This is a genomic window from Polynucleobacter antarcticus, assembly GCF_013307245.1.
Classification (GTDB): Bacteria; Pseudomonadota; Gammaproteobacteria; order Burkholderiales; family Burkholderiaceae; genus Polynucleobacter; species Polynucleobacter antarcticus.
The window spans coordinates 734,539-760,124 of sequence record NZ_CP028941.1 but is presented as its reverse complement, the minus strand read 5'-3'; the positions used below and the strand labels follow the sequence as shown (position 1 = coordinate 760,124).

At 43.2% G+C, this 25,586-nt stretch carries 39 protein-coding genes and 1 pseudogene; 21 read left to right on the top strand and 19 right to left on the bottom strand.

The window, feature by feature from the left end; translation table 11 throughout:
• Positions 1 to 66 precede the first annotated feature (66 nt).
• Entirely contained in the window at positions 67 to 738 is a 672-nt protein-coding gene (locus tag DCO16_RS03945; RefSeq protein WP_173942448.1) for a tyrosine-type recombinase/integrase, read from the bottom strand.
• Between the two features lie 644 nt (positions 739 to 1,382).
• Positions 1,383 to 2,465 (bottom strand): MraY family glycosyltransferase, encoded by a 1,083-nt coding sequence (locus DCO16_RS03940; RefSeq protein ID WP_173942447.1) that lies wholly within the window; start codon positions 2,463 to 2,465, stop codon positions 1,383 to 1,385.
• A 294-nt stretch (positions 2,466 to 2,759) separates the two neighbouring features.
• Here DCO16_RS03940 and DCO16_RS03935 point away from each other — a divergent pair, with 294 nt between their 5' ends.
• Complete coding sequence (locus DCO16_RS03935; protein WP_173942446.1) at positions 2,760 to 3,644, top strand: DUF3108 domain-containing protein; 885 nt, start codon at positions 2,760 to 2,762, stop codon at positions 3,642 to 3,644.
• Between the two features lie 122 nt (positions 3,645 to 3,766).
• Positions 3,767 to 4,871: pseudogene (locus tag DCO16_RS03930) on the top strand (MraY family glycosyltransferase).
• Between the two features lie 347 nt (positions 4,872 to 5,218).
• Here the strand turns inward: DCO16_RS03930 and DCO16_RS03925 are convergent.
• On the bottom strand, positions 5,219 to 6,259 hold the full coding sequence (locus tag DCO16_RS03925; protein WP_173942445.1) for a calcium:cation antiporter: 1,041 nt from the start codon (positions 6,257 to 6,259) through the stop codon (positions 5,219 to 5,221).
• 575 nt (positions 6,260 to 6,834) lie between these two features.
• On the opposite strand from DCO16_RS03925, the gene DCO16_RS03920 reads away from it, so the two are divergent.
• Together DCO16_RS03920 and DCO16_RS03915 are read left to right on the top strand one after the other, a co-directional pair.
• On the top strand, positions 6,835 to 7,113 hold the full coding sequence (locus DCO16_RS03920; RefSeq protein WP_173942444.1) for a type II toxin-antitoxin system RelE/ParE family toxin: 279 nt from the start codon (positions 6,835 to 6,837) through the stop codon (positions 7,111 to 7,113).
• 10 nt (positions 7,114 to 7,123) lie between these two features.
• A complete protein-coding gene (locus DCO16_RS03915) occupies positions 7,124 to 7,426 on the top strand; it encodes a HigA family addiction module antitoxin (RefSeq protein ID WP_173942443.1) in 303 nt (100 codons plus the stop codon).
• Positions 7,427 to 7,620: 194 nt separating this feature from the next.
• On the opposite strand, the gene DCO16_RS11395 is transcribed toward DCO16_RS03915, so the two are convergent.
• On the bottom strand, positions 7,621 to 7,983 hold the full coding sequence (locus DCO16_RS11395) for a DUF6933 domain-containing protein (protein ID WP_415836251.1): 363 nt from the start codon (positions 7,981 to 7,983) through the stop codon (positions 7,621 to 7,623).
• Between the two features lie 252 nt (positions 7,984 to 8,235).
• Here DCO16_RS11395 and DCO16_RS03910 point away from each other — a divergent pair, with 252 nt between their 5' ends.
• From DCO16_RS03910 to DCO16_RS11370, 5 genes are all read left to right on the top strand, one after another.
• Positions 8,236 to 8,553, top strand: coding sequence for a hypothetical protein (locus DCO16_RS03910; RefSeq protein WP_173942442.1), 318 nt, complete (start codon positions 8,236 to 8,238; stop codon positions 8,551 to 8,553).
• 129 nt (positions 8,554 to 8,682) lie between these two features.
• Positions 8,683 to 9,153, top strand: coding sequence for a helix-turn-helix domain-containing protein (locus DCO16_RS03905; RefSeq protein WP_173942441.1), 471 nt, complete (start codon positions 8,683 to 8,685; stop codon positions 9,151 to 9,153).
• Positions 9,146 to 9,874, top strand: a complete 729-nt coding sequence (locus tag DCO16_RS03900; protein ID WP_173942440.1) for a nucleotidyl transferase AbiEii/AbiGii toxin family protein — start codon at positions 9,146 to 9,148, stop codon at positions 9,872 to 9,874. The genes DCO16_RS03905 and DCO16_RS03900 overlap by 8 nt, the downstream gene beginning before the upstream one ends.
• Before the next feature lie 201 nt (positions 9,875 to 10,075).
• Positions 10,076 to 10,228, top strand: coding sequence for an AbrB/MazE/SpoVT family DNA-binding domain-containing protein (locus tag DCO16_RS03895; protein WP_217426695.1), 153 nt, complete (start codon positions 10,076 to 10,078; stop codon positions 10,226 to 10,228).
• 128 nt (positions 10,229 to 10,356) lie between these two features.
• Positions 10,357 to 10,476 (top strand): type II toxin-antitoxin system PemK/MazF family toxin, encoded by a 120-nt coding sequence (locus DCO16_RS11370; RefSeq protein WP_367652075.1) that lies wholly within the window; start codon positions 10,357 to 10,359, stop codon positions 10,474 to 10,476.
• A 442-nt stretch (positions 10,477 to 10,918) separates the two neighbouring features.
• On the opposite strand, the gene DCO16_RS11330 is transcribed toward DCO16_RS11370, so the two are convergent.
• From DCO16_RS11330 to DCO16_RS03875, 4 genes are read right to left on the bottom strand one after another with little or no spacing between them, the layout of a single operon-like run.
• On the bottom strand, positions 10,919 to 11,053 hold the full coding sequence (locus tag DCO16_RS11330; protein WP_302480382.1) for a hypothetical protein: 135 nt from the start codon (positions 11,051 to 11,053) through the stop codon (positions 10,919 to 10,921).
• Positions 11,053 to 11,283, bottom strand: coding sequence for a hypothetical protein (locus tag DCO16_RS03885; RefSeq protein WP_173942439.1), 231 nt, complete (start codon positions 11,281 to 11,283; stop codon positions 11,053 to 11,055). The genes DCO16_RS11330 and DCO16_RS03885 overlap by 1 nt, the downstream gene beginning before the upstream one ends.
• A gap of 33 nt (positions 11,284 to 11,316) precedes the next feature.
• Positions 11,317 to 11,697 carry a hypothetical protein gene (locus tag DCO16_RS03880; RefSeq protein WP_173942438.1) on the bottom strand — a complete coding sequence of 127 codons (381 nt, stop codon included), beginning with the start codon at positions 11,695 to 11,697 and terminating at the stop codon, positions 11,317 to 11,319.
• A gap of 8 nt (positions 11,698 to 11,705) precedes the next feature.
• Positions 11,706 to 11,918, bottom strand: coding sequence for a hypothetical protein (locus DCO16_RS03875; protein ID WP_173942437.1), 213 nt, complete (start codon positions 11,916 to 11,918; stop codon positions 11,706 to 11,708).
• Between the two features lie 377 nt (positions 11,919 to 12,295).
• On the opposite strand from DCO16_RS03875, the gene DCO16_RS03870 reads away from it, so the two are divergent.
• The 4 genes from DCO16_RS03870 to DCO16_RS03855 all read left to right on the top strand — a co-directional run bounded on the left by DCO16_RS03870 (position 12,296) and on the right by DCO16_RS03855 (position 14,108).
• Entirely contained in the window at positions 12,296 to 12,481 is a 186-nt protein-coding gene (locus DCO16_RS03870) for a hypothetical protein (protein ID WP_173942436.1), read from the top strand.
• A gap of 37 nt (positions 12,482 to 12,518) precedes the next feature.
• The gene (locus DCO16_RS03865) at positions 12,519 to 13,595 is read left to right on the top strand and encodes an acyltransferase family protein (protein WP_173942435.1); all 1,077 of its coding nucleotides are present in this window, start codon (positions 12,519 to 12,521) and stop codon (positions 13,593 to 13,595) included.
• 129 nt (positions 13,596 to 13,724) lie between these two features.
• Positions 13,725 to 13,895, top strand: coding sequence for a hypothetical protein (locus tag DCO16_RS03860; protein WP_173942434.1), 171 nt, complete (start codon positions 13,725 to 13,727; stop codon positions 13,893 to 13,895).
• 24 nt (positions 13,896 to 13,919) lie between these two features.
• Entirely contained in the window at positions 13,920 to 14,108 is a 189-nt protein-coding gene (locus tag DCO16_RS03855; RefSeq protein WP_173942433.1) for a hypothetical protein, read from the top strand.
• Between the two features lie 16 nt (positions 14,109 to 14,124).
• Here the strand turns inward: DCO16_RS03855 and yjgA are convergent, their stop codons facing one another.
• Genes yjgA through DCO16_RS03840 form a run of 3 tightly spaced genes read right to left on the bottom strand, consistent with a single transcriptional unit; the run spans position 14,125 to position 15,322 of the window.
• Positions 14,125 to 14,652, bottom strand: coding sequence for a ribosome biogenesis factor YjgA (yjgA, locus tag DCO16_RS03850; RefSeq protein ID WP_173942432.1), 528 nt, complete (start codon positions 14,650 to 14,652; stop codon positions 14,125 to 14,127).
• Between the two features lie 42 nt (positions 14,653 to 14,694).
• Complete coding sequence (locus tag DCO16_RS03845; protein WP_173942431.1) at positions 14,695 to 15,006, bottom strand: helix-turn-helix domain-containing protein; 312 nt, start codon at positions 15,004 to 15,006, stop codon at positions 14,695 to 14,697.
• A 16-nt stretch (positions 15,007 to 15,022) separates the two neighbouring features.
• On the bottom strand, positions 15,023 to 15,322 hold the full coding sequence (locus DCO16_RS03840; RefSeq protein ID WP_173942430.1) for a type II toxin-antitoxin system RelE/ParE family toxin: 300 nt from the start codon (positions 15,320 to 15,322) through the stop codon (positions 15,023 to 15,025).
• 117 nt (positions 15,323 to 15,439) lie between these two features.
• Between DCO16_RS03840 and DCO16_RS03835 the strand changes: the two genes are divergently transcribed.
• Together DCO16_RS03835 and DCO16_RS03830 are read left to right on the top strand one after the other, a co-directional pair.
• On the top strand, positions 15,440 to 17,074 hold the full coding sequence (locus tag DCO16_RS03835) for a GMC family oxidoreductase (RefSeq protein WP_173942429.1): 1,635 nt from the start codon (positions 15,440 to 15,442) through the stop codon (positions 17,072 to 17,074).
• A 43-nt stretch (positions 17,075 to 17,117) separates the two neighbouring features.
• Complete coding sequence (locus tag DCO16_RS03830; RefSeq protein WP_217426715.1) at positions 17,118 to 17,993, top strand: EamA family transporter; 876 nt, start codon at positions 17,118 to 17,120, stop codon at positions 17,991 to 17,993.
• A 13-nt stretch (positions 17,994 to 18,006) separates the two neighbouring features.
• On the opposite strand, the gene DCO16_RS03825 is transcribed toward DCO16_RS03830, so the two are convergent.
• The 3 genes from DCO16_RS03825 to DCO16_RS03815 all read right to left on the bottom strand — a co-directional run bounded on the left by DCO16_RS03825 (position 18,007) and on the right by DCO16_RS03815 (position 19,215).
• Positions 18,007 to 18,498, bottom strand: a complete 492-nt coding sequence (locus DCO16_RS03825; RefSeq protein ID WP_173942428.1) for a hypothetical protein — start codon at positions 18,496 to 18,498, stop codon at positions 18,007 to 18,009.
• Positions 18,499 to 18,577: 79 nt separating this feature from the next.
• Positions 18,578 to 18,847 carry a helix-turn-helix domain-containing protein gene (locus tag DCO16_RS03820; protein ID WP_415836252.1) on the bottom strand — a complete coding sequence of 90 codons (270 nt, stop codon included), beginning with the start codon at positions 18,845 to 18,847 and terminating at the stop codon, positions 18,578 to 18,580.
• A 44-nt stretch (positions 18,848 to 18,891) separates the two neighbouring features.
• A complete protein-coding gene (locus DCO16_RS03815) occupies positions 18,892 to 19,215 on the bottom strand; it encodes a type II toxin-antitoxin system RelE/ParE family toxin (protein ID WP_173942426.1) in 324 nt (107 codons plus the stop codon).
• Between the two features lie 192 nt (positions 19,216 to 19,407).
• On the opposite strand from DCO16_RS03815, the gene DCO16_RS03810 reads away from it, so the two are divergent.
• Together DCO16_RS03810 and DCO16_RS03805 are read left to right on the top strand one after the other, a co-directional pair.
• The gene (locus tag DCO16_RS03810) at positions 19,408 to 19,650 is read left to right on the top strand and encodes a type II toxin-antitoxin system Phd/YefM family antitoxin (RefSeq protein ID WP_173942425.1); all 243 of its coding nucleotides are present in this window, start codon (positions 19,408 to 19,410) and stop codon (positions 19,648 to 19,650) included.
• Complete coding sequence (locus tag DCO16_RS03805; RefSeq protein ID WP_173942424.1) at positions 19,647 to 19,910, top strand: Txe/YoeB family addiction module toxin; 264 nt, start codon at positions 19,647 to 19,649, stop codon at positions 19,908 to 19,910. The genes DCO16_RS03810 and DCO16_RS03805 overlap by 4 nt, the downstream gene beginning before the upstream one ends.
• A 28-nt stretch (positions 19,911 to 19,938) precedes the next feature.
• Here DCO16_RS03805 and DCO16_RS03800 read toward each other — a convergent pair whose 3' ends face one another.
• On the bottom strand, positions 19,939 to 20,778 hold the full coding sequence (locus DCO16_RS03800) for a sulfite exporter TauE/SafE family protein (RefSeq protein WP_173942423.1): 840 nt from the start codon (positions 20,776 to 20,778) through the stop codon (positions 19,939 to 19,941).
• 101 nt (positions 20,779 to 20,879) lie between these two features.
• Here DCO16_RS03800 and DCO16_RS03795 point away from each other — a divergent pair, with 101 nt between their 5' ends.
• The 3 genes from DCO16_RS03795 to DCO16_RS03785 are packed head-to-tail and all read left to right on the top strand — an operon-like array spanning position 20,880 to position 22,327.
• Entirely contained in the window at positions 20,880 to 21,752 is an 873-nt protein-coding gene (locus DCO16_RS03795) for an MBL fold metallo-hydrolase (protein WP_254598094.1), read from the top strand.
• 33 nt (positions 21,753 to 21,785) lie between these two features.
• The gene (locus tag DCO16_RS03790) at positions 21,786 to 22,103 is read left to right on the top strand and encodes an ArsR/SmtB family transcription factor (protein ID WP_173942422.1); all 318 of its coding nucleotides are present in this window, start codon (positions 21,786 to 21,788) and stop codon (positions 22,101 to 22,103) included.
• A 38-nt stretch (positions 22,104 to 22,141) separates the two neighbouring features.
• Positions 22,142 to 22,327 (top strand): YgaP family membrane protein, encoded by a 186-nt coding sequence (locus tag DCO16_RS03785; protein WP_173943761.1) that lies wholly within the window; start codon positions 22,142 to 22,144, stop codon positions 22,325 to 22,327.
• 48 nt (positions 22,328 to 22,375) lie between these two features.
• Here the strand turns inward: DCO16_RS03785 and DCO16_RS03780 are convergent, their stop codons facing one another.
• The 4 genes from DCO16_RS03780 to DCO16_RS03765 are packed head-to-tail and all read right to left on the bottom strand — an operon-like array spanning position 22,376 to position 25,168.
• Positions 22,376 to 22,819 carry a hypothetical protein gene (locus tag DCO16_RS03780; protein WP_173942421.1) on the bottom strand — a complete coding sequence of 148 codons (444 nt, stop codon included), beginning with the start codon at positions 22,817 to 22,819 and terminating at the stop codon, positions 22,376 to 22,378.
• Between the two features lie 18 nt (positions 22,820 to 22,837).
• The gene (locus DCO16_RS03775; protein WP_173942420.1) at positions 22,838 to 23,653 is read right to left on the bottom strand and encodes an FAD:protein FMN transferase; all 816 of its coding nucleotides are present in this window, start codon (positions 23,651 to 23,653) and stop codon (positions 22,838 to 22,840) included.
• Positions 23,650 to 24,237 (bottom strand): FMN-binding protein, encoded by a 588-nt coding sequence (locus DCO16_RS03770; protein WP_173942419.1) that lies wholly within the window; start codon positions 24,235 to 24,237, stop codon positions 23,650 to 23,652. Before DCO16_RS03770 ends, DCO16_RS03775 begins: the two co-directional genes overlap by 4 nt.
• Before the next feature lie 16 nt (positions 24,238 to 24,253).
• Entirely contained in the window at positions 24,254 to 25,168 is a 915-nt protein-coding gene (locus DCO16_RS03765) for a DUF6662 family protein (RefSeq protein WP_173942418.1), read from the bottom strand.
• 171 nt (positions 25,169 to 25,339) lie between these two features.
• On the opposite strand from DCO16_RS03765, the gene DCO16_RS03760 reads away from it, so the two are divergent.
• Entirely contained in the window at positions 25,340 to 25,585 is a 246-nt protein-coding gene (locus tag DCO16_RS03760; protein WP_173942417.1) for a DUF3820 family protein, read from the top strand.
• Position 25,586: the final 1 nt, after the last annotated feature.

Below are 25,586 nucleotides of genomic sequence, written 5' to 3'. Positions count from 1 at the left end.
GCTTGCGATGGCAATAAAAACTTCTATTTTGAGAGTAGGGGGATCAGAATTCAAATCTCTATTTTTTTAGAGATCTCTTCCACCATACTGCTCAAGATAACGCATCACGGTGTCAGTCTTTGTCCAGCGACCCCTGCTCATAATCATTGGCATGCTTGCCCCAGAAACCAGTAAATCCTGAGCGGCCCCAATTCGAAGTGAATGACCACTAATTCTTTTAATAAGTACAGGATCAATCTTGGCCTGGCTGGCAATACGCTTAAAGATCCGATTGATCTGCCCGCAGCATAAAAAATCACTAATATCGCCCTTACGATCAACTCCCCGCAATATAAGCCCCTTATCTATTTTTGCGGCAGTGGTCCAGCGCTTCACGGCATCGACTGTGCCTGGTCGTAAGGTGATCCAACGACCTTTTGCATCTTGATCTACCTTACTTTTACGAAGCAAGATAGTATGTCGAGTTTTGCCACCCTGTGTAAGTTGCTGTAAATCAGTGATCTGTAGTGAGACTAATTCACTACGACGACCTAGGCTATCGTAGGCTAATTGGAGCAAAGCAGCATCACATAGGTCTCTAAGTGAATGATCTAGACTTGCCAGTAATTGAGAAAGAATGTCTTGGCTAATACCAAAGGCTTGCTTGGATTCTCTCCCAAGGATGCGATGCATGCGCTTCATCTCCAGCAGAGCCTCTGGCTCTTTGGTTGGATCAGAAAAGCGATTAAGCAGATGCATTGCGGAGATTCCGACTATTGCCCGCCGAATACTTGCGGAAGATCGCCCACTACTACTTAAAGTCAAAAAAAACTCAGCTATCGATTGAGAGCGGGCCGGAATGGCTACTTGATGTCGCGCTTCACAAAAATTAATAAAAGCAGCAAAGTCACTTGAGTATGCTCTGATGGTGAAGGGAGCATATACACCTTTTATACGGACAATCGTGTCTTACAAAATATCATGGAGATTCATAGTTAGCTTATGAGTGTTTTAAACCATCCTATCTCAGTGCGTAAGATAGCAACACTAGCTAAATACATTTACAGCAGTCAGATTGCTCTGAAATATAGAACCTATTGATATGCTATCCACGTGCTGTCAGCTTATTCAGAAATTTCATACAAACTAATCCAACCTAGACTATCGATCTTTAATATCTATTTATTTAGCCTATCTTTTTCACTCACCCAAAGGAAATAAGATGCTATCGATTGAATATGTTCATAAGCGTGTGCGGCTATTTAGGGTTGAACTCAGCCTGATTGTGGTGGCTTGTCTGATTGTATTGATGCTGCTTTGGCAGATCTTAAGTATGTTGAAAATTATTAAATAACAAGGTGTATTTAATAACAAGGCGAATTCAATAATGATTCAATTCATACTTACTCAATGTGCATCCATCTTGGGGTCTTGAAAACCACAATACGCCGATATAGCCATATATAAGAAATCACAAACAGCAATGCAAAGCCCATTAAGATGAGGGTAGATTGCCACCATAGCACTGCTGGCGCAATCCCTAGTCCTGCCAATATCCAAAGGTAGGGTGCTGTTTTAGCATTCGCATTAAACCAATCGCGCTCAGTGGCAACACAGGAAGGATTCAGAATTCTTCTAAAAATTAAGGTATGGAAATGTATTCCATCGGGTAGCCCTGGGCTTTTACCTTGATGAATTTTTCTACGGTAGATAGTAAACAAGGTTTCTAGGATGGGATAAGCGTTTACCAAGAGCGCAAACCAAGGTGAAATATTTTGGTGACGTGAGACTAAGAGTACGCTTAGAGCAGCAATCCAAAAGCCAATTAAATAGGCACCACCATCACCCAAGAAAATCAAGCCTCGCGGGTAGTTCCAAATAAAGAACCCTAAGATAGCGCTAGCCATAATAAAACTCAGATACATGATGGCGGGATCACCCACAATAAATGCCACATACCCTATGGCCATCAAAGTAATGATACCTACCATACTGGATAAGCCATTAAACCCATCAATGATGTTGTACGCATTGGCAAGGCCAGTGATTGCAAAAATAGTAAAGACGACTGCAATCCATCGAATCGAGAGTAAATAATCAATGCCTGGAATATCGAGATGATTGATAGATGCGCCAAGCAGCTGAGTAAGTAGTAGTGCACTGATTGCTGTAAAGATAAGGCGTACCTTGACGGATATCTTTTTGGTGAGATCTTCAGATAGCCCAATAAAAAAGACAGGAATAGCACAAATCAATAGCAGTAGTTCAAGCCTTACTTCAGGATTGGTGCTGAGCTTGATGGTGATGGCGCAAAAGACGCCCAATGCGATTGCAAGACCGCCTATTCTAGGTACGGATTTGGTATGAAACTTTTGAGGTCCCGACAAATCAGTATCACCAGAAAAACGGGAATGTACATGCTCAAAGCGAATAATGAGCAAGGTCAAGATGAATGACGAGAAGAAGGCGGCTAAAAGACCAATCATGATTCATTATAAATTCTAAAAGTGGCTAATTGGAAGAGTGGCCTACTGAGATGCTTCAAAATAGTAGAAGATCATAAAAAATCGGCTTGATTGTAGTATTAATTGGCCAAATATACTGTTGAATACTTTGAAATTGATAATATGGCTATCAATACATAGCAATAAAAATACATAGCAATAAAGTCAGTTACCTATTTCCCATTATCTAATGCATACTACCTACTAATTATATTAATAATAATCATTTTGAAATACATTAAGTAATGTACACAGCCCTCATTAAATAGCCCCATCATGAATAAATCTCCATTGACGTTGCGTAATAGCCTCTCTGGTGTTGTCTTAGTGCTTGCCTTGGTATCGATATCCTCAGGTGTATCTTGGGCGCAAAGTTCTGGCTCGGCTAAGCCTGTTGCTGGTACCTCTGGATCAGGCCCCGCTAGTTCAATCAACGCCCAATTTGAATACGATCTCAAAGTCACAGTGGATGCCTCAAAGCGTTCTGCGTATTTAGCCCGGAGCAAGGAAGAACCTAGTCCTTATGAATCAGTCTATAAGATTGTGAGTGGCTCTATGACGGTTGCTACCGTAGTAGATCAAGTCAAGATTGATAGTGCTAAGTACCACATTAGCTCAAAAGGAACCTTATTAGCAGGGATGTCTACTGCACTAGGGGGTCAGAACTTGATTCGGGATTCAGTAGGGACTATGAGTGCCACAGGTATGTTGACTAATACCTATCAAGAGAAGCGCGGCAATACGGATTTACTCCTAGCCAAGGTAGAAGTCCCTAAAAACATCGTGAACTTTTATAAAGTCTCTTCACGTACACCACCAGTTGGTACAGCACCCTACACTGGTCGCTTGTTAGATATGCTGACGGTGGGCTATCAATTTATAGGACGTGAGCTGCCCGCAAAGTCAGTAGTGCTGCCTGTTACGGATGGACGCTCAGTTAAAAATTACACCTTAGTGCGCGGTGAGTCCCTAGAAGTTCCTTTTGATGGCAGCAAAATAAAGGCAGTACGCTACTACAAGACTACCTCTAAGGATGACAATGCTACCTTTGAAATCTGGTTTTCTGAAAAAGGCCACATTCCATTGCGATCAGTAGTTGGCCTGAGTGATCAGTATGGCGCTACCATTCAGCTAGATCTGAAAAAGATGCCCAAATTCTGAAAGATAACTGAACTTAGCTGATGAGAAGCTCTTATAGCATGAGCATCCTGAGTAAGTAGATTCGAGCTGAGCAAGCCCTTTACTTGGGTAAAATATCATTATTTCTATATTGATGGGTTTTCATGTCGGTTTTAGCGCTCTCATTTCTTGCCTCCTTATTGGTCTCCTTATGGGTAGTGAGATATAACCATTTGCATGGCCATCTCACAGCAGATTCTGATGTAACGAGTGTTCAGAAGTTCCATTTCAATGCAGTACCCAGAGTCGGTGGAGTGGGCATTGTTATCGGACTCTTAGTAGCCTTGGTTTGGCGTTATTTTGAAAATATATCCGTAGGTACTTTTGGACTACTATTATTAGTTAGTGCCTTGCCTGCATTTTTAGCTGGCTTACTTGAGGATGTCACTAAACGAGTAGGGGTGAAGTTTCGACTATTGGCAACAATGTTTTCTGCTATCTGTGCGGGTTACTTGCTTAATGGATGGCTTACATCCGTTCAGGTACTGGGGATTGATAATCTCTTATTGGCATATCCGGTTGTAGCAATTGCGATTACCTGTTTTGCTGTTGGTGGCGTGGCTAATTCTTTCAATATTATTGATGGCTATAACGGCTTATCTAGTATGGTGGCCGTCATTATTTTGGCGGGTATAGCTTATGTCGCTTTTTTAGGTGTCGGACTACCACATCATGATTGCATCGCTGGCTATGATTGGTGCGCTACTAGGTTTCTTAATATGGAATTACCCCCGTGGATTGATTTTTCTGGGGGATGGTGGCGCCTATCTCATTGGATTTTGGATTGCAGAGTTATCTGTACTTTTGACTGCTCGACATGATGAAGTTTCTAAATGGTTTCCGCTCCTTTTATGTATGTATCCAATCTTTGAGACGATCTTTACAATTTATCGTCGAGTTGTTTTGAGACGTGTTCATCCTGGTATGCCAGATGCCATGCATTTGCACCAATTAATTTATCGTAGAGTAGTGCAATGGTCTAAAGATTCTGATGAAACTTGGATTAAAACTCAGCACAACGCCATGACTTCGCCATACCTGTGGTTGCTATGTCTTATGGCAGTGATTCCAGCAGTATTATTTTGGCGTTACCACTTAGCTCTAAAAGCCTTTGCTTTAGTTTTTGCCATAAGCTATGTTTGGATTTACTGGGCTATTGTGCGTTATCAAGTGCCTGAATACCTGATTATTCGTCGAGATAGTAAATAGCCCCGATACTCGTTGAAGTAAGGACTGACAACTAAAGTAACTGCTTTCTAAGGGCTGAAAGTCCTTTCCTGATAGGTGTTGATGGACTTTGAGCCTAAGCTGATCTCGGTAAATTATTTCCGATTAAGCGGCAGGAGAAAGGTAATTTTACCAATTGAATATGTTTATAAAAGGGTCAAATTCTTCCGCATTGAGTTGGGCTCAATGGTTCTTGCTGCCTTATTACTGCTACTTGTAGTCTTTTAAATCTTTCGCTGTCTGAAGATTATTAAATAAATGCAAATGTAACTATGCAGTACGGATATCTCTAGTAGATTATGTTTCGGATTTTTATTGAATTGCCTGCGCTAAGGCACCAAACTCAAGAACAAATACGCAAAGAAAATAATCAAGTGAACGATGCCTTGCAGTAGGGTGGTCCTACCAATGGCTAGGGTCAGCGCCCCAATAAAGAGAGACACGTACATCAGGACCATATTGAGTTGACTGATGCCTAAACTCAAGGGGAGATCAAAGTAAATCGCAATGGCTGCCACCACCGGAATGGATAAGCCAATGCTGGCTAATCCAGAACCTAGGGCTAAGTTTAAACTACTTTGTAATCGATTGGCTCTAGCAGCCCTGACAGCGGCATAGCCTTCTGGCAAAAGTACTAAGAAAGCAATGGCAATACCCACAATTGTTTTAGGAGCACCAACGGCATTGACCCCTGCTTCAATCGCGGGACTCAAGGCCTTTGCCAGACCTACCACGGCAATGAGTGAGATCAAGAGCAGAACGCAGCTCACAGCGGTCTTGAGATTGCTTGGTTTTTCTGCATGGATAGAGCTATCGAGTTTTTGCTCTTCTACCGATGGTAGGTAGTAGTCACGATGACTGACTGTCTGAAAAAAGATAAATGCCCCATAAAGAGCAAAGGAAGCAATGCCTGCAAAAGCCAACTGGCTTTCAGTAAAGTCTGGCCCTGGGCTACTGACGGTTACTAAAGGGAGAACCAGAATAAAAGTTGCCAAGGCAGTTAGTACTGCTAATGCGGAATTGGTGCCTTCATTACGAAAGCTCATCTCGTAATGCTTGAGACCACCCATAAAAATACATAAACCAATTACCCCATTGATCACAATCATGACGGTAGCAAAGATGGCATCACGCGCTATGAATTCAGAGCCGGCTTGACCTGAGAGCATCATCGAAACAATCAGAGCCACTTCAATAATGGTGACGCTAATAGCTAGTACCAGTGTTCCATAGGGCTCACCCGTTTTATGTGCAATCACTTCGGCGTAATGCACCGCTGCTAAGACAGCACCAATCAACACAATTGCCATCAGGCCTATAAACCAGGATTGGCCAAGCAAATGGGTAAAGGAGAAGAAGGTGCTGGTCATAAATATCGAGGGCAGTTCAAGTCAAGCGTTCAGGCTTCAGTACCTATAAAAAATAGGTAAACACAATACATAATAGAAAACAAAAACATAAATACAGATACAAATGCTAAGTGTAGTAGAGCATAAAAAAAGAGCGAGGGTACATAAGTTACCCAAGACTTCGTGGTGAGAGCTTGTCTAAATTTATTGTAGATTTTAAGAGACCATAGGCGATTTCCTACAGGTAATTGCGCTTCGTCTGATAGTTCGGTTTAGCGGGTTACCGTATTCTGAACCTTGGCTTATGAACTCTCTGAGCTTAGTACATGTTACCTATCAAATACATTCATCAATACATTAGGGCATTCATGATCAAGCTCAGTCTCGTCAGGTTTGCTGTTATCGCGAACGTGCTGCTGGCATGGCGGCTACCCCGCTTTTAGGAGATCTCTAGTGGCAGATATCTTGACCCCATGCGATGGGACTATTCACGTTAGAGCCTTGGCGATTCCGAGTTCTGTAAACGTTCTCTTTGCTCGCCAGAAAGCAATAATAATTCCATTTGACAGATTCTGTTTTACAGAATATAGTTTCTTATGATTCGTTCTTTTGGATGCCAAGAAACCGAAGCATTGTTTTACAGCGAAGCGTCCTATCGCTTCAAAAATGTGGAGCGAGTGGCAAGGCGTCGCTTATTGCAACTACATGCAGTGACCCGCTTGGAGGACTTACGGATACCGCCCGGAAATAGGCTGGAATCCTTGCGTGGAGATCGAGATGGCCAATATAGTATTCGGATTAATGCACAGTGGCGCATCTGTTTTTTGTGGAAAGAGGATGGCGTTCACGGGGTCGAAATAGTGGATTACCACTAAGGAGAATGCAATGACAACACTACTCGAAGAAATTCACCCCGGAGAAATACTCCTAGAGGACTTTATGCGTCCGCTGGGCATTACCGCCCGACAGTTGGCCGCGGATATTGATGTATCCCCAAGCCGAATTAGTGAGATTGTGCATGGCAAGCGACCCATAAGCGCAGATACCGCCTTACGATTAGGCTTATTTTTTTCAATGGACCCACGCTTTTGGCTCAATTTGCAGTCGGAATACGATATGCGTGTTGCACAGCGAACATTAGAACAGCACATTAAGTCACGAGTACGCGTATTTCAAATGGCTGCTTAGTAGTGCACCCATTTGATTGTTTGGCCTTACTATAAAAAAAAGTGAGTTCAGCTGGTTAATGCGATCTCATTAATGCGATCTCTTTAATGCATTTGCCCACTTAGGGCAAATTCCCTCAAGGCGTTTCCGGGCGTAACGGTGCTTTTATAAAGCGGTCCACAGAGTGTATCGGCCATCATCATCGATAACTAATACTAATTATCAACATAATTTATTGCGCGGTATCCATCTAAATGATAACTAAACATATTCAAAATACCGATGGTGCTGCGATTGCTGGATTTGCAATACGTGACTTCATCTAGGTGATTTAACTCTTGCATGATGAAGCTTTCACTAACGCCTTGATTGAGCAGGATTTTGAATAGGTACTCAGGAAACAGATCGACTAAGTTTAATATAGGCGCTAGGGGAATCACAAGAGGAAGAAGGGTTCTTTCGTTCACAAACAGTGCAACTTGGGGCTTGGAGAAAATCGCTTTGGCATACCAAGCCCTAAAATATTGATTGTCTGCATTGTTGGTGTGCCAGCGCCTTTTGGCACTCGGTCCAGTAATTGTTTAGAGCAGTGTAAATAAAACATAGGAATTATCCTTCTCAGAGTGGATGCATTTTTGGAGTTTAAGGCAGATGATGATTGGCTCCATTGTTCTTAAAAAGCCCCCACAAAGATTGATTGTTACCAAACCACGTATTCAAGATGGTTTTTTCTATTAGTTAAAATTATGTTTTGCAAATAGCCCAGTCAATTTACGTATTTAATTTAACAAGGAGATCGACATGATGTAACTATCAAAAAGGAGTTTGTTATGTCACGTACAAAACGTAGAAAAAATCAGTTTCATGAATATGATTGGGTTTTAAAAAATTGGCAATACTTTGCTCTGGGTGGGCAATATTCTCGTCATGAGCCCAAATCACGTTTAGCTAAAAAAGCCATTGCTCTTTTTCATTCTGATAAAGAGGTCACCATGGGTGGTGCGGCACCACGCTGGTACCGCAAGTCATTTGATCATCGGCGACGCACCCGCAATAATCGAGCGATGAAAAATTGGCTTTGTAAGCCAGAAGTCGATCCATTATTTGAGGCATCTCACAAGCATGATGCTAATTACAGTTGGTGGTGATGAGGTGATGATGATGGGTGGTAATAAATAGTGATGCTTGGATGGCACCTAAAGAGCTTATTGGGTAAAAACTAAATAATGTTTCTTACTATGTACAAATAAGCAATTTTGTATATAATAAGAAACATTATGACTGACTTAGTACGTGACCAGCAAGCTGATCTGGGTGCCAAAATTGCCGCCCAAAGAAAAGCTTTGGGGGTGCGCGCTCAATCTGCTGCCAGGGCGGCAGGGATTTCTAGGGTGACCTTGCATCGAATTGAGAAGGGGGAGGCATCCGTTAGCTTAGGGGCTTATGTCAAGGTGTGTCATGCACTAGGACTCCATTTAGGCATTCTTGCTGTAAATGGTGGGCTAACACCTCAGCAACCCCAACATGAAACCCTATCGAATGGCTCCCATGTGCGGATTGCGGATTATCCACAATTGACCGCTTTAGCTTGGCAATTGGATCCTAATGCTCTGCTCACGGATGAAGAGGTAATAGGTATTTATGAGCGTAATCAGCGATTCATGGACCTCAATCAACTAGATGATCATGAAAGGTTGTTAATGCAAAGACTCATCTTGTCAAAAGGAATGGAGAATTTTTTTGTTTAGACGAAAACATCATCAACGCATTTCAGAAGTTCTGCAAAGACTAGATGATCAGTTATTAAGAGATCATGCTTGCTATTTTGGTGGCGGTACGGCGGTCGCACTAATGCATGATGAATATCGAGAGTCTGTAGATATTGATTTCTTAGTTTCAGATCTCGAGCATTATCGAGACCTCCGTGAATTACTAAGGGGACCGCAGGGTATTGCTGCAATAACCAAGAGTGGTAGAGAGTTGGTTTTAGCGCGTGAAATTCGTACAGATCAATACGGCATTCGGACAGCCATTAAGGTGGGTGATGCCCACATTAAATTTGAAATCATTTCAGAAGGGCGTATTGAATTCGATACTCCTGGAAAGCTGGACTGTATAGACAATATCGCCACTTTGACACGAGTAGACTTAACGGCCAGCAAGCTCTTAGCCAATGCTGACCGATGGAATGATGACAGTGTCTTTAGTCGGGATGTACTTGATCTGGCTATGATGAAGGTGAGTCAAAAAGAATTTCAAGCAGCACTTGCAAAAGCAAGGCCAGCTTATGGCGATAGTGTTCTGAATAGCCTGAGCAAATCCATAGACCGAGTATTAACAACAGAGGGCCTTCTAGAACGATGTATGACTACCATGAGAATTGATACACCTAAAGCGATACTTTGGCAAAACATAGAGCACTTAATGGGAGTAGCAGGGGTAGATTCAATGGGTGGAGGCAATGAATAAGCCCCCAAAGGGAGGCCCACTACAAAAAATTAGCCTTCTTGGCGCCAATTAATAAATCCCACCCTCACCTATATTTAACTTTTCTTTAGAGTTATATATTTATATAACAATTTGATTCTGAGAAGATTATGTGTATTACTTTTACATAACTTACGGAAGAAGAAAATACAGACAAATTTGAAAAAAGTAGGCAGTTCAGTGATGATGGCGGTTTCGCCTGCATTTTTAGAGGAGCTGAAAATAAGTTCGGGTTCAATGGTCGATGTTGCACTATTAGAGGGGCGCTTAGTAGTAAAGCCCATCACCAAACCTAAATATAAACTAGCTGATTTATTGGCAAAATGTGATGTATAAGCCAAAATGCCTAAAGGAGATAAGCAGTGGTTTGATTTTGCACCCGTTGGCAATGAGATCTTGTAATGAATCGAGGTGATATTTATTTAGTTTCTCTGGATCCCACTTCTGGGCATCAGCAAAAGTGAATGCGTCCTGTGCTCGTAGTTTCGCCAGGACCTTTTAATAACTTAACAAAGATGCCAATGGTATTGCCGATCACAACAGGTGCAAACTTTGCAAGAGTAGCTGGATATACAGTTGACTAGTTAGGCACTAAAACAGTGGGTGTGGCGCGATGCGATCAACTCAGGGTGCTAGACTTAGTGGCAAGAAAAGCAAAAAACTGGAGACTGTATCGGCCGACCTAATGGATGAAGTATTGGCCAAATTGGCTACATTGATTTCATAGAAAATTAATTCTGGAGCAGCTATATCGCTAGACTGGCTTATCTATTCAACCAAGTCAGATAAACAAACCTTAATTGGTAAATAGGGCTTTGACTAGAGACATTGCTAACTATTGGCATGAAAGTGCTAAAAATTAGCAAGTTAAAAGCTGTGTTCATTTAGAAATAGTCACGCGATGCCCTATCAACAAATACGAGGCAAAGTATTCCTCTTGATATTAACGACAGATGGTTCGCAATCACGCATCAATAAAGGGGTGGTTAACGATAAGGCTTTCAAACAACGCAGCTGCTTCAGAGATCAGATCCGGGTAGTATGAGGACGGATGAGCGCTGCATTAAGGCCGGATTGATCTCTTAAGCCAGCAGATCCCCCAAATTGCTTCATCAGAACACTCTGCATAAACATGATGTCTTGTGTGTCAATAAAGGGCATTACTTAGCAAGTTCTTTGTATAGATCCTCGAACTCATTGAGACTTTGCGCAAAACCGGCCAGTGCTTGACGATTCGGGGTGGAGGCACCTTTTTTATTTAGAAAATCGCGAAATGCTTCATCTAATACTGAATGAAATTTACGACCTTCTATTTTGGCAATTTGGCGTAGGGCACTCAAAATCTCTGGGTTTGCTTGAGATGAGAATTTACTCAGATCAATGGTTCCCATACTATTTTTTCTTTCCTCAGTATTTTTAATACTTTAAAGCCCGAGCTCTCGATAACGCCGATACAGGTTTGCAATAGCAGCAAAACCTAGCACCACTATCAAAACAGCTAGAAGATAATCCGTAGTGAAAAAGCGGAGCGCGCTAAACACACCTATCTGAATTGCCACTGCAGCGGCAATATAGGTAGCAATGACGCCCAGCACCACCCACTTAAATTGGGGAATAAATGCCCCCAGTGTTATGGCCACGAACAGTAAGATGAGCTCAGAGATGAGTTGATCTGCAGTTTCAAAAACACGATTTGTAAATTCAGGAAAGATTATTTTTCCCAAAACAGCAAACAGCAAAATAGCGACGAGCACGGCAATATTGAGCTTTGCCTTGCTAAAGATAGTGGTGAGTGGATGATTCATGTAACTAGTCAGCCAGCACTGCCATTAAAAACCAGTGTCATACCAATCCAGAGAACAATAAAAGCCACCAGGATAGTGATACCGATTTTCTTCAGAAAGTATTCCAAGGTATCCATATAGGCTTGATCATTTTTGCCAAAGTACCGATCAAAGTTTTTCCAGACATAACGGCCAATGAGGAGGGGAAGAAGTATCGCCACAATCCCAAAAATAATTGTCATAGTGTTATCCATTTAAACCCCATTCTCTTTTGGCTTATTCGCTAGCCTATTGATTACATCAAAAACTAAGAATACCTGTTTTAAAAGTCATCCTATCAACTCATCATGGTTTTTGTTGATGCTTGTCGGTTCTTATTCGTTCTTCTTGGCCATTATTGATGCTTGCCCGTTCTTATTGTTGCTTATGCCTTCTTATTGCTTTCTATTGCCCCTCATCTCATTTCTTCTCTGAATGCACCTCAGGAGGCATATGTGATTTATGGGCTGGATATGATGTAGGGATACCAGCATTGAATTAGAAGTAAAGGCCTGAGGCGATAGGTTTCCATTAAAATAATAAAAACGCTCATATGCTAACTAATTGAAACGCTATACAGATGAAAAAAACAGACCTCTATAAGAACCTAGGCTTAGCAACCGCTCAGCGGATGAAAAATGCTGCCAAAGTACCTAAGCCTGGAACAGCAGAAGAGGTAGCTAAGACCAAGAAAGAGTTGGCAAGCACCAATCCCTTACTCGCCTCTTTAATAGGTAAGACAAAAACTACTACGAAGCCAAAGTAAGCTGCACCCAGATGGTTTTATTAAAAGCTAAAAATAATTGAAGCCATCATCCTCACTTTTATTAATTGACTTTTTAAAGGTCTTTGCTGCCGTTCTGATCATTGCCCATCATCTGTCGAATTATGGGCAGATAGCCCAAGATGCAATGTTAGTCCTACCCAATACCATGTCCTTTTTGTTTGAGTACGGGCGCTACGCAGTCCAAATATTTTTAGTGCTAGCGGGCTATCTCGCAGCGCAATCCCTTAGCCGTTTTGCCACCATTGCTTTTAGTAGTAAGACTCTATTGCGGGTAGTGATCAATCGCTATCTCAGATTAGTTGCTCCCTTTATTGCTGCACTCATACTGACAATGGCCTGCGCTTGGCTTGCTCGGTTTTGGGTTGCTGATGAGTTTGTGGGTGAGACTGAAACACTCGGTCAGTTTGTAGCGCATCTGTTCTTTATTCAAGGTATCTTGGGTTTAGAGTCGATTTCTGCGGGAGCTTGGTATGTCGCTATAGATTGGCAACTCTATTCTGTTCTTGCCATTCTGCTGATTTCTTTTTCTGCTTATCAGGTCGTAATTTGGATATTGGCGATAGTGGCTGTTGCCTCACTCCTATTTTTTAATCGCTCTAGTGCTTACGAAGCCTATTTTATTTACTTCATTGGGTCTTATAGCTTGGGTGTATTGGCTTATCTTGCCAAAAATTACCCTGACCTCAGAGTTGCACGCTTAGCGAAATTTGCCCTCATGGCCATTGGTGTTCTGATTGCACTCTCTTCCTTTCAGGAAGTCTGGTTACGCAATTACTTAGCTTGGTTTGTAGCGCTGATATTACTCATATGGGGTAATACACCTTACCCAGTAATAAATAGCGCTAAACAGTCATTACGAGCAAAACTACTAAAAGGGATGCAATGGGGTAGTCAACGTTCTTACTGTGCTTTCTTAATTCACTTTGCTTTTATCTTACTAGCCAATACGATCTATATTGCTTTGGGATGGCATGCTTATGAAAGCGGCAGTATCGCCATAGCGCTCATGATCGGTGTATTGATTTGCAGTACTGTTGCAGCTAACTATTTGTATCGTTGGATAGAGTTACCAGCGATGCGCTTAAAGATCTAATACTAAAACCTACTCCTCAGTCTGGTTTTACGAAGGTGTAAAGTATGAGATAGAACTCAGCGATCTTCTTGATGAAGCAATCTGAATCTTTTACGCAAAAGACCAGACTTTGAACCAACCCTAAAAATTATGACAATAGTACTAATAAATATTGATTCTGAAAAACCGAGCTCTTTGAAAAAAGGCAACATTGATCTAGTGCGAGTGGATACCACTTCAGAGCAAGATATTGCAGCTCAAATAATTGCTGATGAACAAGAATTAATTCTGGATGCAGCCAAGTTTGCTCTCAAAAAATGAGAGTAGTTTCATTTTGAAAAGCAAATGCAAAATAAGTTAAACAATATCAAAATACCTAGACCAATCATTAACCATGACGGCGAGGTGAGACATCTATCTGCCCAAGACCTGAAGCTCTTTAAGCCCGCTAAAGATATTTTGCCTCTTGAATTATTTAAGAGCTTAGTGGATATGAATAAAACCGCGAGTGGCAGATCTCGTTTAAAAAAATAAGCCTAGTCTCACCTAGCTAAATACCCATATCTTTCAAAACACGAAAGATCTCACGATAAGCCTTAGGTGGCTTATTCATTTCTTTTTCTTTACGCGCATTACGAATCATCGTCCGCATGTTCTGAATATCCATATCGGGGTATTGCTCAATCATCTTCGTAAAGGCGGCATCATCAGCTACTAAACGATCACGGTAGGATTCTAAAAAATGAAGTTTGGCTGTCTCTGCTTTACTGACTCCTTGAATGGCATCTAGACGTTTTTGAATAGTCGCTAATTCTTCGTCATCTAAAAAGCGCATGAGCTTGCCAAGATATTGCTTATGGCGGCGGATGGCCTCAAAACTCTTGATTTTAGGTGTTTCTGCAATGGCTACTTTGATAGCTTCATCCATAGGGATGGACTTGAGACCATCACTACTGAGCGAAGCCAGAACCTCGGCTAGTTTCTGACGCTCCGTCATCTGGCGCTTTAGCTCTGATTTGCTTGGGCCCGCGTCCAAATCTTCTTTCTTGGGCGTCCGGTTTTTCTCATTAACGTGCATAAATCTATTTTAGACGGATATCGTCAATAATCAATTTTAAACTTAGTCTAGCTCTTGCTTGAAGCGCTGAAGGTCACCAGTTGCAAAAAACTGACTTCTACCTACAACTGTTTTTGGTATCAATTTTCCTGACTGTACATGGCGACGAAAAGTTGGCATAGAGATTTCAAGATATTGAGCTGACTCTTCCGCAGTAAAAGTGTCATTCTTCAAATTGCCAAAAACCTGTTCATCCGTAAAGTCATTTTCTCTAAATGCATTTGTAGCAATTAATGCGAAGAATTTAATGCGCTCCTTTGAGGGCATTTTCTTCACCTGATTAAACATATCTTTTGCTGTTATTGTCAAACCCATTTTTTTCTCCCACGCGCTATTCTTGGCGTAAATATTGTTTTAAGTCATCATAAAAGTTCTCGTGACTACCTACTTTATAAAAGTCAATCCAAATTATCTCAATCTTGCTGTTTACTCTGCATCGATATGCCATTAAATATTCCTGCCCATCAAAACGAAACTTATGAATAAAAATTCCTTTTAGGTCTCCTAATTTAGGTTCGCCTAAATTAGGATTATTGCTTATCCTCGTTACATTATCTTTAATGGCGAGTTTAAGAGGCTTAATTGCTTTCTTAACAAAGTGGGTGAAAGGTCGTTTGTAGTTAATTTGCATGATCTAATATTAGATCAAATTTGATTCTATATCAAATCAACAAATATGACAAGAATTACCAATCTTTGCAGTATGGTGAATAATAAGTACTCAGTTTTCAGCTCTCCAAATAGATATATGACTAGTACAGCCCAGCCTAGCGTTTATGACTACATCATCATTGGTGCAGGTAGTGCTGGTTGCATGCTAGCTAAGCGTCTGACTGAGAACCCCAGTAAGCGGGTACTCTTGATTGAGGCGGGCAAAAATGATCATTACATTTGGATTCATATTCCGGTAGGTTATTTGTATTGCATCGATAACCCTAGAGCAGATTGGCGTTTTAAGACCGCTAATGAACAGGGCCTGAATGGCCGCTCTCTCTTGTATCCTCGTGGACGGGTTTTAGGTGGATCTTCATCGATTAATGGCATGATTTATATGCGCGGCCAAGCAAGTGATTACACATCTTGGGTGAAGGTAACCGGTGATGAGGCTTGGTCTTGGGAACATGCGCTACAACGCTATAAGCAATTTGAGGATTACCATGGCGGAGCTAATGTATGGCATGGTAAGGGTGGTGAATGGACTGTTTCTAAACAACGTTTACGTTGGCCCATCATGGATATCTTTAGGCAGGCTGCGATAGAGGCAGGCATACCAGCATCAGATGACTTTAACCAAGGTGATAATTTTGGGGTGGGTTATTTTGATGTCAATCAACGTAAAGGCTGGCGCCTCAATACTGTGAAAGCCTTTTTAAGGGATGCTGCTCAGCGACCCAATCTCACGGTACTCACTGAGGCAACTGTTAATAAGCTACTGATTGATCCGGTCAGTAAAGAATGCCTCGGTGTGCAATACATTAAAAATGGCAAAACACAATCTGCGTTCTGCAATATTACCCAGCAAGGTGAAGTGATCTTAAGTGCGGGTGCAATTGGCAGTGTGCAAGTTTTAGAACGTTCTGGCATTGGTGCTGCAGCCCATCTTCAGAGCTTAGGTATTCCGGTGATAGCAGATTTACCGGGAGTAGGTGAGAACTTACAAGACCATTTGCAATTACGCATGATTTATCAGGTCAAGGGTATTAGCACTCTCAATACCAAAGCCAATTCTCTTTTTGGAAAGCTGATGATTGCACTGGAGTATCTGTTCAAGCGCTCTGGACCGATGTCGATGGCCCCCTCACAGCTTGGTGCATTTGCCTATAGCTCGCCAGATCAGCCCTCAGCCAATGTGGAATATCACGTACAGCCCTTATCCCTTGAAAAGTTTGGTGAAGACTTGCATGCCTTTAATGCGATTACTGCCAGCGTTTGCAATATACGCCCGACCTCACGCGGCAGTGTGCACATTAGTGCCGCCGACCCTAAGGCACCACCCGTGATTGCCCCAAACTACTTATCTACTGTTGAAGATCGTCAGGTAGCTGCAGAGTCATTGCGTCTCACCCGCAAGATTATGGAGAGCCCCGCATTAAAACCTTACTCCCCAGATGAATACAAACCCGGTAAGCAGTACCAAACCGATGCAGAATTAATTAAAGCAGCGGGGGATATTGGGACGACGATTTTTCATCCGGTAGGAACTTGTAAAATGGGACGAGCAGATGATCCTATGGCCGTGCTGGACTCTGAACTTCGGGTCAGAGGTATTGGGCATCTGCGAGTGGTTGATGCCTCAGCCATGCCTACTATTACCTCCGGCAATACCGCCGCACCCACGATGATGATTGCACAGCGCGCAGCAGAACTGATTACCGGTGCTTAATCTCCCAGCTGATAGCACTCATCATAGAAAGCAGCATCATCAACTGCCAGCCAGCCACCTCCTACTCGCTTTAGTCATCGTCGCAGTGTGGGGCACCAACTTTGTTGTGATGAAAAATGCCCTCAGTACTTTCCCGCCGTTTTACTTTGCAGCACTGCGCTACTGTTTTGCTTTGTTGCCTTTAATCTTTTTTCTGCCTCGCCCACAGGTCTCATGGACCAATCTTTGTGTGTATGGAATAGCCACCGGAGTGGGGCAGTTTGGGGTGCTGTATTACGCAGTCCATAGTCAGATCACGCCAGGCTTAGCCTCTTTGGTCGTGCAAACCCAGGTGTTCTTCACTATTGGCTTTGCGATGTTTTTTGCTAAAGAAGGTCTTAAGCGCTATCAAGCAGTCGCTGTTGCTATATCGATGACGGGCTTGTGCATCATTGCTATTCATACCGATGCCACTACAACCGTTTTAGGTATTGCTTTGGTGGTATTTGCAGGACTATCGTGGGGGATTGCCAACACAGTGAGTCGTAAAGCGGGCTCGATCAATATGCTGTCTTATGTGGTGTGGGCTAGTGCGTTTTCAATCCCGCCGCTACTACTTATGGCTGCAGTCTTTGAAGGGGGTGCAGCCCACTTATGGGATGTCACCTTGACTGCGCCGCTCAATGCTTGGATTGCGGTGTTTTGGCAATCCTGGGCCAATACCCTGTTTGGTTATGCCGCTTGGGCTTGGCTGCTATCTAAACACCCTGCAGCACTGGTAGCACCCGCTCCTTTACTAGTGCCTATTTTTGGCATGGGCGCCTCTACCATTTTTCTAGATGAATCCTTACCCGCTTGGAAATTAATGGCGGCAGGTTTGGTGATTACCGGCCTGATGGTGAATCTCTTTTGGCCTAGCCTGCGCGCAAAAGCCTCATAACTATTTAAGATCCCTAAAGCAGTGCAATTGCTTCACGAATCAGTAAAGCCCGATAGACCATATAGAGGCCAACACCAACAAACCCCATCAGAAAGAGTTTGGGAACGAGACTACCTTCACTCACCAACGCAGAATTAAGTAAGCCAATTGCAACTGCCAAAAAGAAGAGGGCACCTAGGGCAAGTATGAGCCAGTTCTCAGCGCCTCGGACATCTTGCGTTTGATTGGCGTAAGCAAGTACCTGAAAGACATTTCCTTTGGGATAGCCTGACACAGCCAGCACATCCCCTTGGTGGATAGTCATTGGACTAGAAAATTGAGCTACGATGGCACGGTCATCTAAATTAAATTGAGCAATATAGAAGCGTTGAAAATAGATTGCTGAATCATCATTCATTGGTTTCTCGGGATTGACGTACTCTAGTAGCTCATGATTTAACTTACTTACTGTTCCGGAAAGTACGCTCACTTTGCTATTAAATAGGGTGCTAGGTTGAATGGTCATGAGTAAAGCTCCAAATAGGCCAAAACAAAGAATGTCTCGTCTTTACAGGACATGTTCATATGTTTGGGCGGAAGAGTTACTAGACTAAGTGCAGTTCCACTCTCTTGCCTAGGGCCGCTGCATACTTTCTGAGGGTACTTAGACTTGGGGAATGTTTTCCGGTGGCTAAGGCACTTTCTAATCTAGCAATGGCAGGCGCTTGTGTTCCCATACGTTTAGCAATTTGGGCTTGAGATAGCCCCGCTTCTTTTCTGGCGGTAAGAATCTCATCCAAAATTGCAAACTCCTCACGATTGAGTTTATCCACCTCGGCTTTAACGGCCGAATTCTTAAGCATCTTGCCGACCATTTGTTTGTGTGTCAGAGTTTTGCTGCTTTTATTGATTTTTATCGTCATTTCCTCAACTCCTTCATGCGTTGCTTGGCAAGTTTTAATTCTTTATCTGGGGTCTTTTGCGTCTTCTTGATAAAACTATGGAGCATGATAATTTCTTGTCCAACCATTGTGCAAAAGAAAACCCTCGCAATACCCTCGGCACCCTTAAGCCTTAATTCAAATAGACCACCGCCAAAAGAATCAGTATGCGGCAAGCCTAAATTAGGACCATACTCCATCATTCGATTAGTTAAGCCAATATAACGGGCTTGTAGTGTTGCAGGCAAACTCATGATGTCTTCTTGAACTTCTTGGCTGTAATAAAGGATTGAATAGACCATGTGTATATGATAACAAATTTGTTACTATTGAGCAAGATAATATTGTGTTTTAAAATATGATTAGATTTAGCCCTACGCTTCTAAGAGCTTAACTAATGCCCCGCTTTTACTGGGTACTTTCTCATGCCGGACAGAAGGTGGCACTTGACAAAACGTACGCTTTTACGTACTATATAGTGAAGGAGTGAGACGATGACTACATTAACCGCAAGTGAAGCGCGAGCCGGTCTTTACCGTTTGATTGATCAAGCGGCGGAGTCACACAAGCCGATAGTTATTTCTGGTAAACGGGCAAATGCTGTTTTAGTTTCCGAAGAGGATTGGAGTGCTATTCAGGAGACGCTTTACCTTTTGGCCATTCCTGGAATGCGTGAATCAATCAAAGACGCCATGGCCGAGCCTATAGCTAAGAGCAAAAAGGTACTGAAGTGGTGACTTGGAGTTTGGCTTATTCTAAATACGCTATAAAAGACGCTAAAAAATTATCTGCCGCAGGCCTGAAAGATAAAGCAAAGGCATTACTAGATATTTTAGAAGTAGACCCTCTACAAAATCCCCCGCCTTATGAAAAGTTGGTAGGTGATTTGAAAGGGGCATACTCACGCAGAATTAATATCCAACATCGCCTGGTTTATGAAATCTTTCGTAAAGAAAAGATAGTTCGTATTTTAAGAATGTGGACTCACTACGAATAATGAAGATTTGGATAAATCTCAGCCTAAATTAGCCGAGAGCCAACAGTCCTTTAATAAGCAAGCTTCCAGCAATCAGGAAGGTAAAGATAGCAAAGATCAGCTGAATACGCGAACCACCTAATTTTTTCCCGAGAAGTTGGCCGAGTAATAAGCCCAATAAGGCAGCTATAGAGAAGGGTGCAGCCAGGGCTATATTCAAGTTACCTGATAGCGCTGAAAAGAGGGCGCCACCACCTGTAATGATCGCCAGCACCCCAAGAGAGGTAGCCACAATCGACTGAATAGGAAGGTCGGTATAACGCTTCAGAGCGGGGACGATAATAAATCCACCACCAACGCCCAGTAAGCCAGACAAAAAGCCTGCAAGGCTACCCGCAAATAGCAGTGAGCGCGCACAAGGCATAGTCCATGTCAGCTTTCCGGCGGCGGGGTTTACTAAACACGGGGGAGGCTTTCGGAGTGGCTCGACGATACCCATGATGTCATTACGAGCTTGCATCAATAATCGTACAGCAACAAATAGCAAAATCAGGCTAAACAAAATCTGTAAAGGCGTATTCGGAATCTGTGGCGCAATCCATAAGCCCAATGGTGAGAGCGCTAAACCAAAGATCGCCATAAAACCTGCTGCTTTGTAGCGCAAGGTTTTGCTCTTAAGCCCCATGATGGCTCCGATGCATGAAGCAAGGGCAACTGCACAAAGGGCAATGGGTGCAGCTTGGGCTACTGAAAGATCTAAGAAAAAGACCAGTAGTGGTACCGAGAGAATGCCTCCACCTGCACCAGTGAGACCCATTAGGACCCCCACCAGCATACCTAGTGCAGGACCTATGAGGTTGGAGTATTCAAGTGCGGGTAAGGCTTCCATTGCTAGTAATTTTATATTAATATAGTATATAAATATATATAGCAATATAAAATATTAATGACTTATAAGTAACTCCCTCAACATGAAGCATAGGAACGATTGTGACTACCCCAGCCTTGGCAGTGATTCAACACTTTTTTGATCCAGCAACCTGGACCTATACCTATGTTGTCTATGAGGGTGATGGCAGTCCCTGCGTCATCATTGACTCGGTATTGAACTACGACCCTAAGTCGGGCAGAACTACAACGACTTCAGCAGACGAGGTGATTACATTTGTGAAGCATCATCAGCTCACGGTCAGTTGGATTCTAGAAACCCATGCCCATGCGGATCATTTAACTGCAGCCCCTTACTTGCAAGAGCAATTAGGCGGTAAGCTGGTGATTGGTGATCATATTACCCAGGTGCAAAGTGTCTTTAAAGGCGTCTTTAATTTAGATGCGCAATTTGATACCCAAGGCAAGCAGTTTGATCGCTTACTTAAGGAGGATGAGTCCCTTCCTTTTGGCCATCTCAGCTTAAAAGCGCTCTATGTACCTGGCCACACACCAGCATGTATGGCTTATGAAATTGGGGATGCTATTTTTGTAGGCGATACCCTATTTATGCCTGATGTGGGCACCGCACGCTGTGATTTTCCTGGTGGAGATGCGGCAGCGCTGTATCGATCTATTCAGAAGATATTTTCCTACCCAGCACAAACCAAACTCTATATGTGCCATGACTACCCACCTGCAGATCGACCTCCAGAGTTCATGACCACGGTAGGTGAAGAAAAAGCGAAAAATATTCATGTTCGGGATGGGGTAAGTGAAGAGCAGTTTGTCCAGATGCGTACCGCCCGAGATAAAACTTTAGAGATGCCCACCTTAATTCTGCCGTCTATTCAGGTAAATATTCGGGCGGGTCACTTTCCTGAGCCAGAGAGCAATGGAATTGCTTACTTAAAAATTCCATTGAACGCAGTGTAAAAACATAATAAAAATCAATAGATGGCTACCAATATGAAGCTCACCATTTCTAAAACAGAACTTAAAAAGATGCAGTCTTCTGCGGATGAGGCTTGCAAGCTGATGAAAGTCTTATCCAACCGTGATCGCATGATGCTCTTATGTGAGCTTGGCCAAGGGGAAAGATGCGTCAGTGAATTAGAAACAGCACTAGATATACATCAACCTACCCTCTCTCAGCAGTTAACAGTGCTTCGTCAGGGAAAGCTAGTCAAGACACGCAGAGAAGGAAAGCAAATTTACTATTCACTTGCTAGCCAGGTAGTGGTTTCAGTCATTAGCTTGCTCTATAAGCACTACTGCAAGCGGTAAAACATATTTACAGTATCACTTACAAAGAGGAGTTCATGATGAAATGTAACGTCGGCGGTATAGATCGTATTGTCAGAATCGCAGCAGGACTATTGCTGATTGCATTAGCAGTAAGCGGGATGATTGGGTGGTGGGGATGGCTCGGGATAATTCCTTTGGCTACGGGAGTCTTTCGATTCTGCCCAGCCTATCCATTACTGGGCCTGAGTTCTTGCCCGAAGTAAATAGAAGACCCTATTAAGAAGCCGAAATGAAACTAGCGTATTGAGTCTCTATGAGCTCAATGCGCTAGTATTTTTATCTTTGCGGATAAAAACACCATGCAGTAAAAAAATAGTAAAGAATATAAGGCCAATCACCCAGTGGCTTGTAGTCACAGATTCACGGATTGGTTCGGGGCCGTAATAGAGTAGAGCGCCAGAGCAACATAAGGCCATTAGAAAAGTCAGTTGACTCATGCCACTCCAAAACTTTTTCTTCGATTTGAGGCCAGCCTTCAAATGGACTGGCAGGACAGAGCCTAAAGCTGCTGTAGCGATGATGGCGGTGACCCCGTGCCAGGCTAATATCGCATGCGACCCCAATAAACTGCGCTGAATATAAAACTCATGACCCAATAAATAAGCAATTCCGGTCATGGAGCAACTCAGCATTCCTATTAAGACAAAATGCCTTTGCCAGTTCGGCATTTTTCCTAGGCGGTTTCGGGTAGTCATACGGATATAGCTCTAGTTTTACTGTGCCATTACTGCGATCGCCTGCGCTGAAAACTTAGCTAGACAAGGATGGGTGGTATTTCCAGAGATCGCAATGACTTTGGTGAGAGCATCTGCATAAATACATTCCTTCGCAATCACAGAATACGATGGTGAAAAATCAATTAATTGCTGACTACTGGGATGAACCATATAACTCAATGACTGAGATGCTCTTCTTGCAAAGTACAAGCTGCTAGTAGCAATCGCCCCTTCTTGTAATGCACCCAAGTGAAAGAGTTCATGGGGCTGCGCTGGGTTTCTGATATGAATAGCTTGGGCTTGGTTTCCAAAGACACGAAAATCACCACCGGCATTGACAGAACCCTGTTCAATCCCTTGGGCTTGTAGGGTCTGCACAGCCACGTCGACAGCAAAGCCCTTGGCTATGCCACCAAGGTCAAGGCATAGTGGCAAATCAGAGTGAACTAAGTGGGGCTCCATAAATTGAATATGTTCGATGCCACCAAACACATGTTCTTTATGGCAGTGCTTTGGAAGGAGGCCAGCCTCTACGAGGCGCTGCCCAACACCACAATTAAAGATGCCTATTGATTCTCTATGAACGGCTTGTGCCGTACTGAGAACTTGCGCCGTCCAAGGATGAATGCGAACAGGCTTTACATGACTGTCTCGATTGATCCTATATAGCTCACTATGAGGATTATGAAAACCCATCAGTAGCTGCACCTGCGCCATACTATCAAAAGCCTGCTCGATAGCATTGCTACAGACCGCTTCATCTTCAACGGTAATTTCTACAAAGGTACCGAGGAGCGGTTTACAGCGGATCATTTTTTCGTAGTTGCTGTTGCTGTAGCTGCAACTGCTGTTTTATGGGTTAGAGTGTCCTGCTTCAAGGCTAAGTCAAATAAGACCGTAACCCGTTTCACACCATCGGTTAAATGTTTGCAAGACAAGGTAGCTCCACCAATATTCTGAATATCTTGCTTGAGCTTGATGGGGTCTGCTGCTGTTTTACCAATAAATTGTTTGCGCCATTGCGCTTCAGCAACCTCATAGCCATAGGATTCAACGTATTCCAAAATCTCTACCCCGATGACGGTACCCGTAGGGCTGAGGGCTACGGCGTAGGTGATCATTTCATGTTTACCCACAACCTCATCGACGATGAACCAGCTGCCATCTGCCGATCTCCAAATCAGATTGCCCTGAAATGGGTGGCGAATACTAGAGGCAGCCCGCATTTTGTCCTGCAAGCTATCGGTGACGATAATGGGATTTTTGACCAAGCCTACATTAGGTAGTAGTAGCTTTTGTGCTTGCTCAATAGAGACATAAATCTTGGCATGAGCCACAAGGGGTGCACTCACGAGCGCGAGCCCCGTAATGAGCAAGGGGTTGGGTTTCCAGTTCATGCTGTTCTATGTAGTTTCAATTTAGTGGAAAGCCAACTTTGACAATGAACTCATTCACAGAGTGACTATCCCATACACGGGCGTTAGAGCACTCCGCTTCACCACCACCCATACAAGTGCCCCCTTTGAGTTGGTAGCGCCACGCACCAGTGACCCACCAGTCTTTAGCGGCATAGTGCATATTTGGACCAACAAAGGTAGCGCGTTGCACTTGATTGCGTAAATTCAATTCAGAATAATCATTATGAAAGCGTGCCTCTACACCCGCAGACCATTTGGGTGCAAAGCGATAACTTGCCCCCACCAGAAAATCCAACGTCGACTCCGGCACATTGCCATTCTCAACAAACTTCAAGCGCTCATTAGCGACCACCACGTTTCCGGCCAAAATGAGGCGATCATCAATAAAGTTCGATTGCAGTAATAAGCGGGCTTCAATCTCATTTTTGTTTCTGCCAATGGTCGGTTCGAGGTATAGCCCCACTCCCACGGGTGAAGTTACCGGATTGGTAATGCGGTAAATGGCTTCCAATGAAGCGCCCTCGATGCCACTCTTTCTAAAAGGGGTGGCGGGATCATGACTAGAGGGCACGCCATAACCCCCTGTACAACTAGCGCTTTCTCCACAGGCTTCAGGGTTCGTGTAGTTCTGACTGGCATTGGTGTAATAAGAATTAATGTAACCCGCAATCTGCAAGTCATTGGTCAAGCCATATTCCAATTCCGTTCTGGCAGTCCAGGCATCGTAAGAACCCGCTGCTTGTTGTTTATTTAGTTGCAGCCGTTGTTCAAATTCAAGCTTACCTTTGGGTTGTAGGTCTAAGGTGTAGATCCAACCAAATACGCCTTCACCGGCATGGGCAAAAGAGAAGTGGAGAGCAGCTGCCAATACGAAGCTAAAAGCAATGAGTCTTTTGATATTGAATTTCATGGTGCCTTGAAAGGGGTTGAAAAAGAAGCTAACAGAATGTGAACATCGTTTTTCTCAATTGAGAATGATTCTCAATATACAGTAAATAAGAATGATTATCAATTAAACTGTAAGACCCTTTTACGTCTAATGTCAGCCAAGCTTGTAAGATGCACAGCTATGAACCCAGCTATGAACCCAGATATCCTTGAAAAGTTGGTAACCATGAAGATGCCTTTTGGCAAGCATGCTGGGCGCGCATTAGCTGATCTGCCTGGTAACTATTTAGCGTGGTTTGCACGCGAGGGATTTCCGAAGAGCGAGCTAGGGCAATTGTTGGAGCTGATGCACACCCTGGATCACAATGGTTTACGTGGCTTGTTGGCACCTATTCAGAAGGCGCATGGGATGACATCCCGTTTACGTGAAAACGACTAAT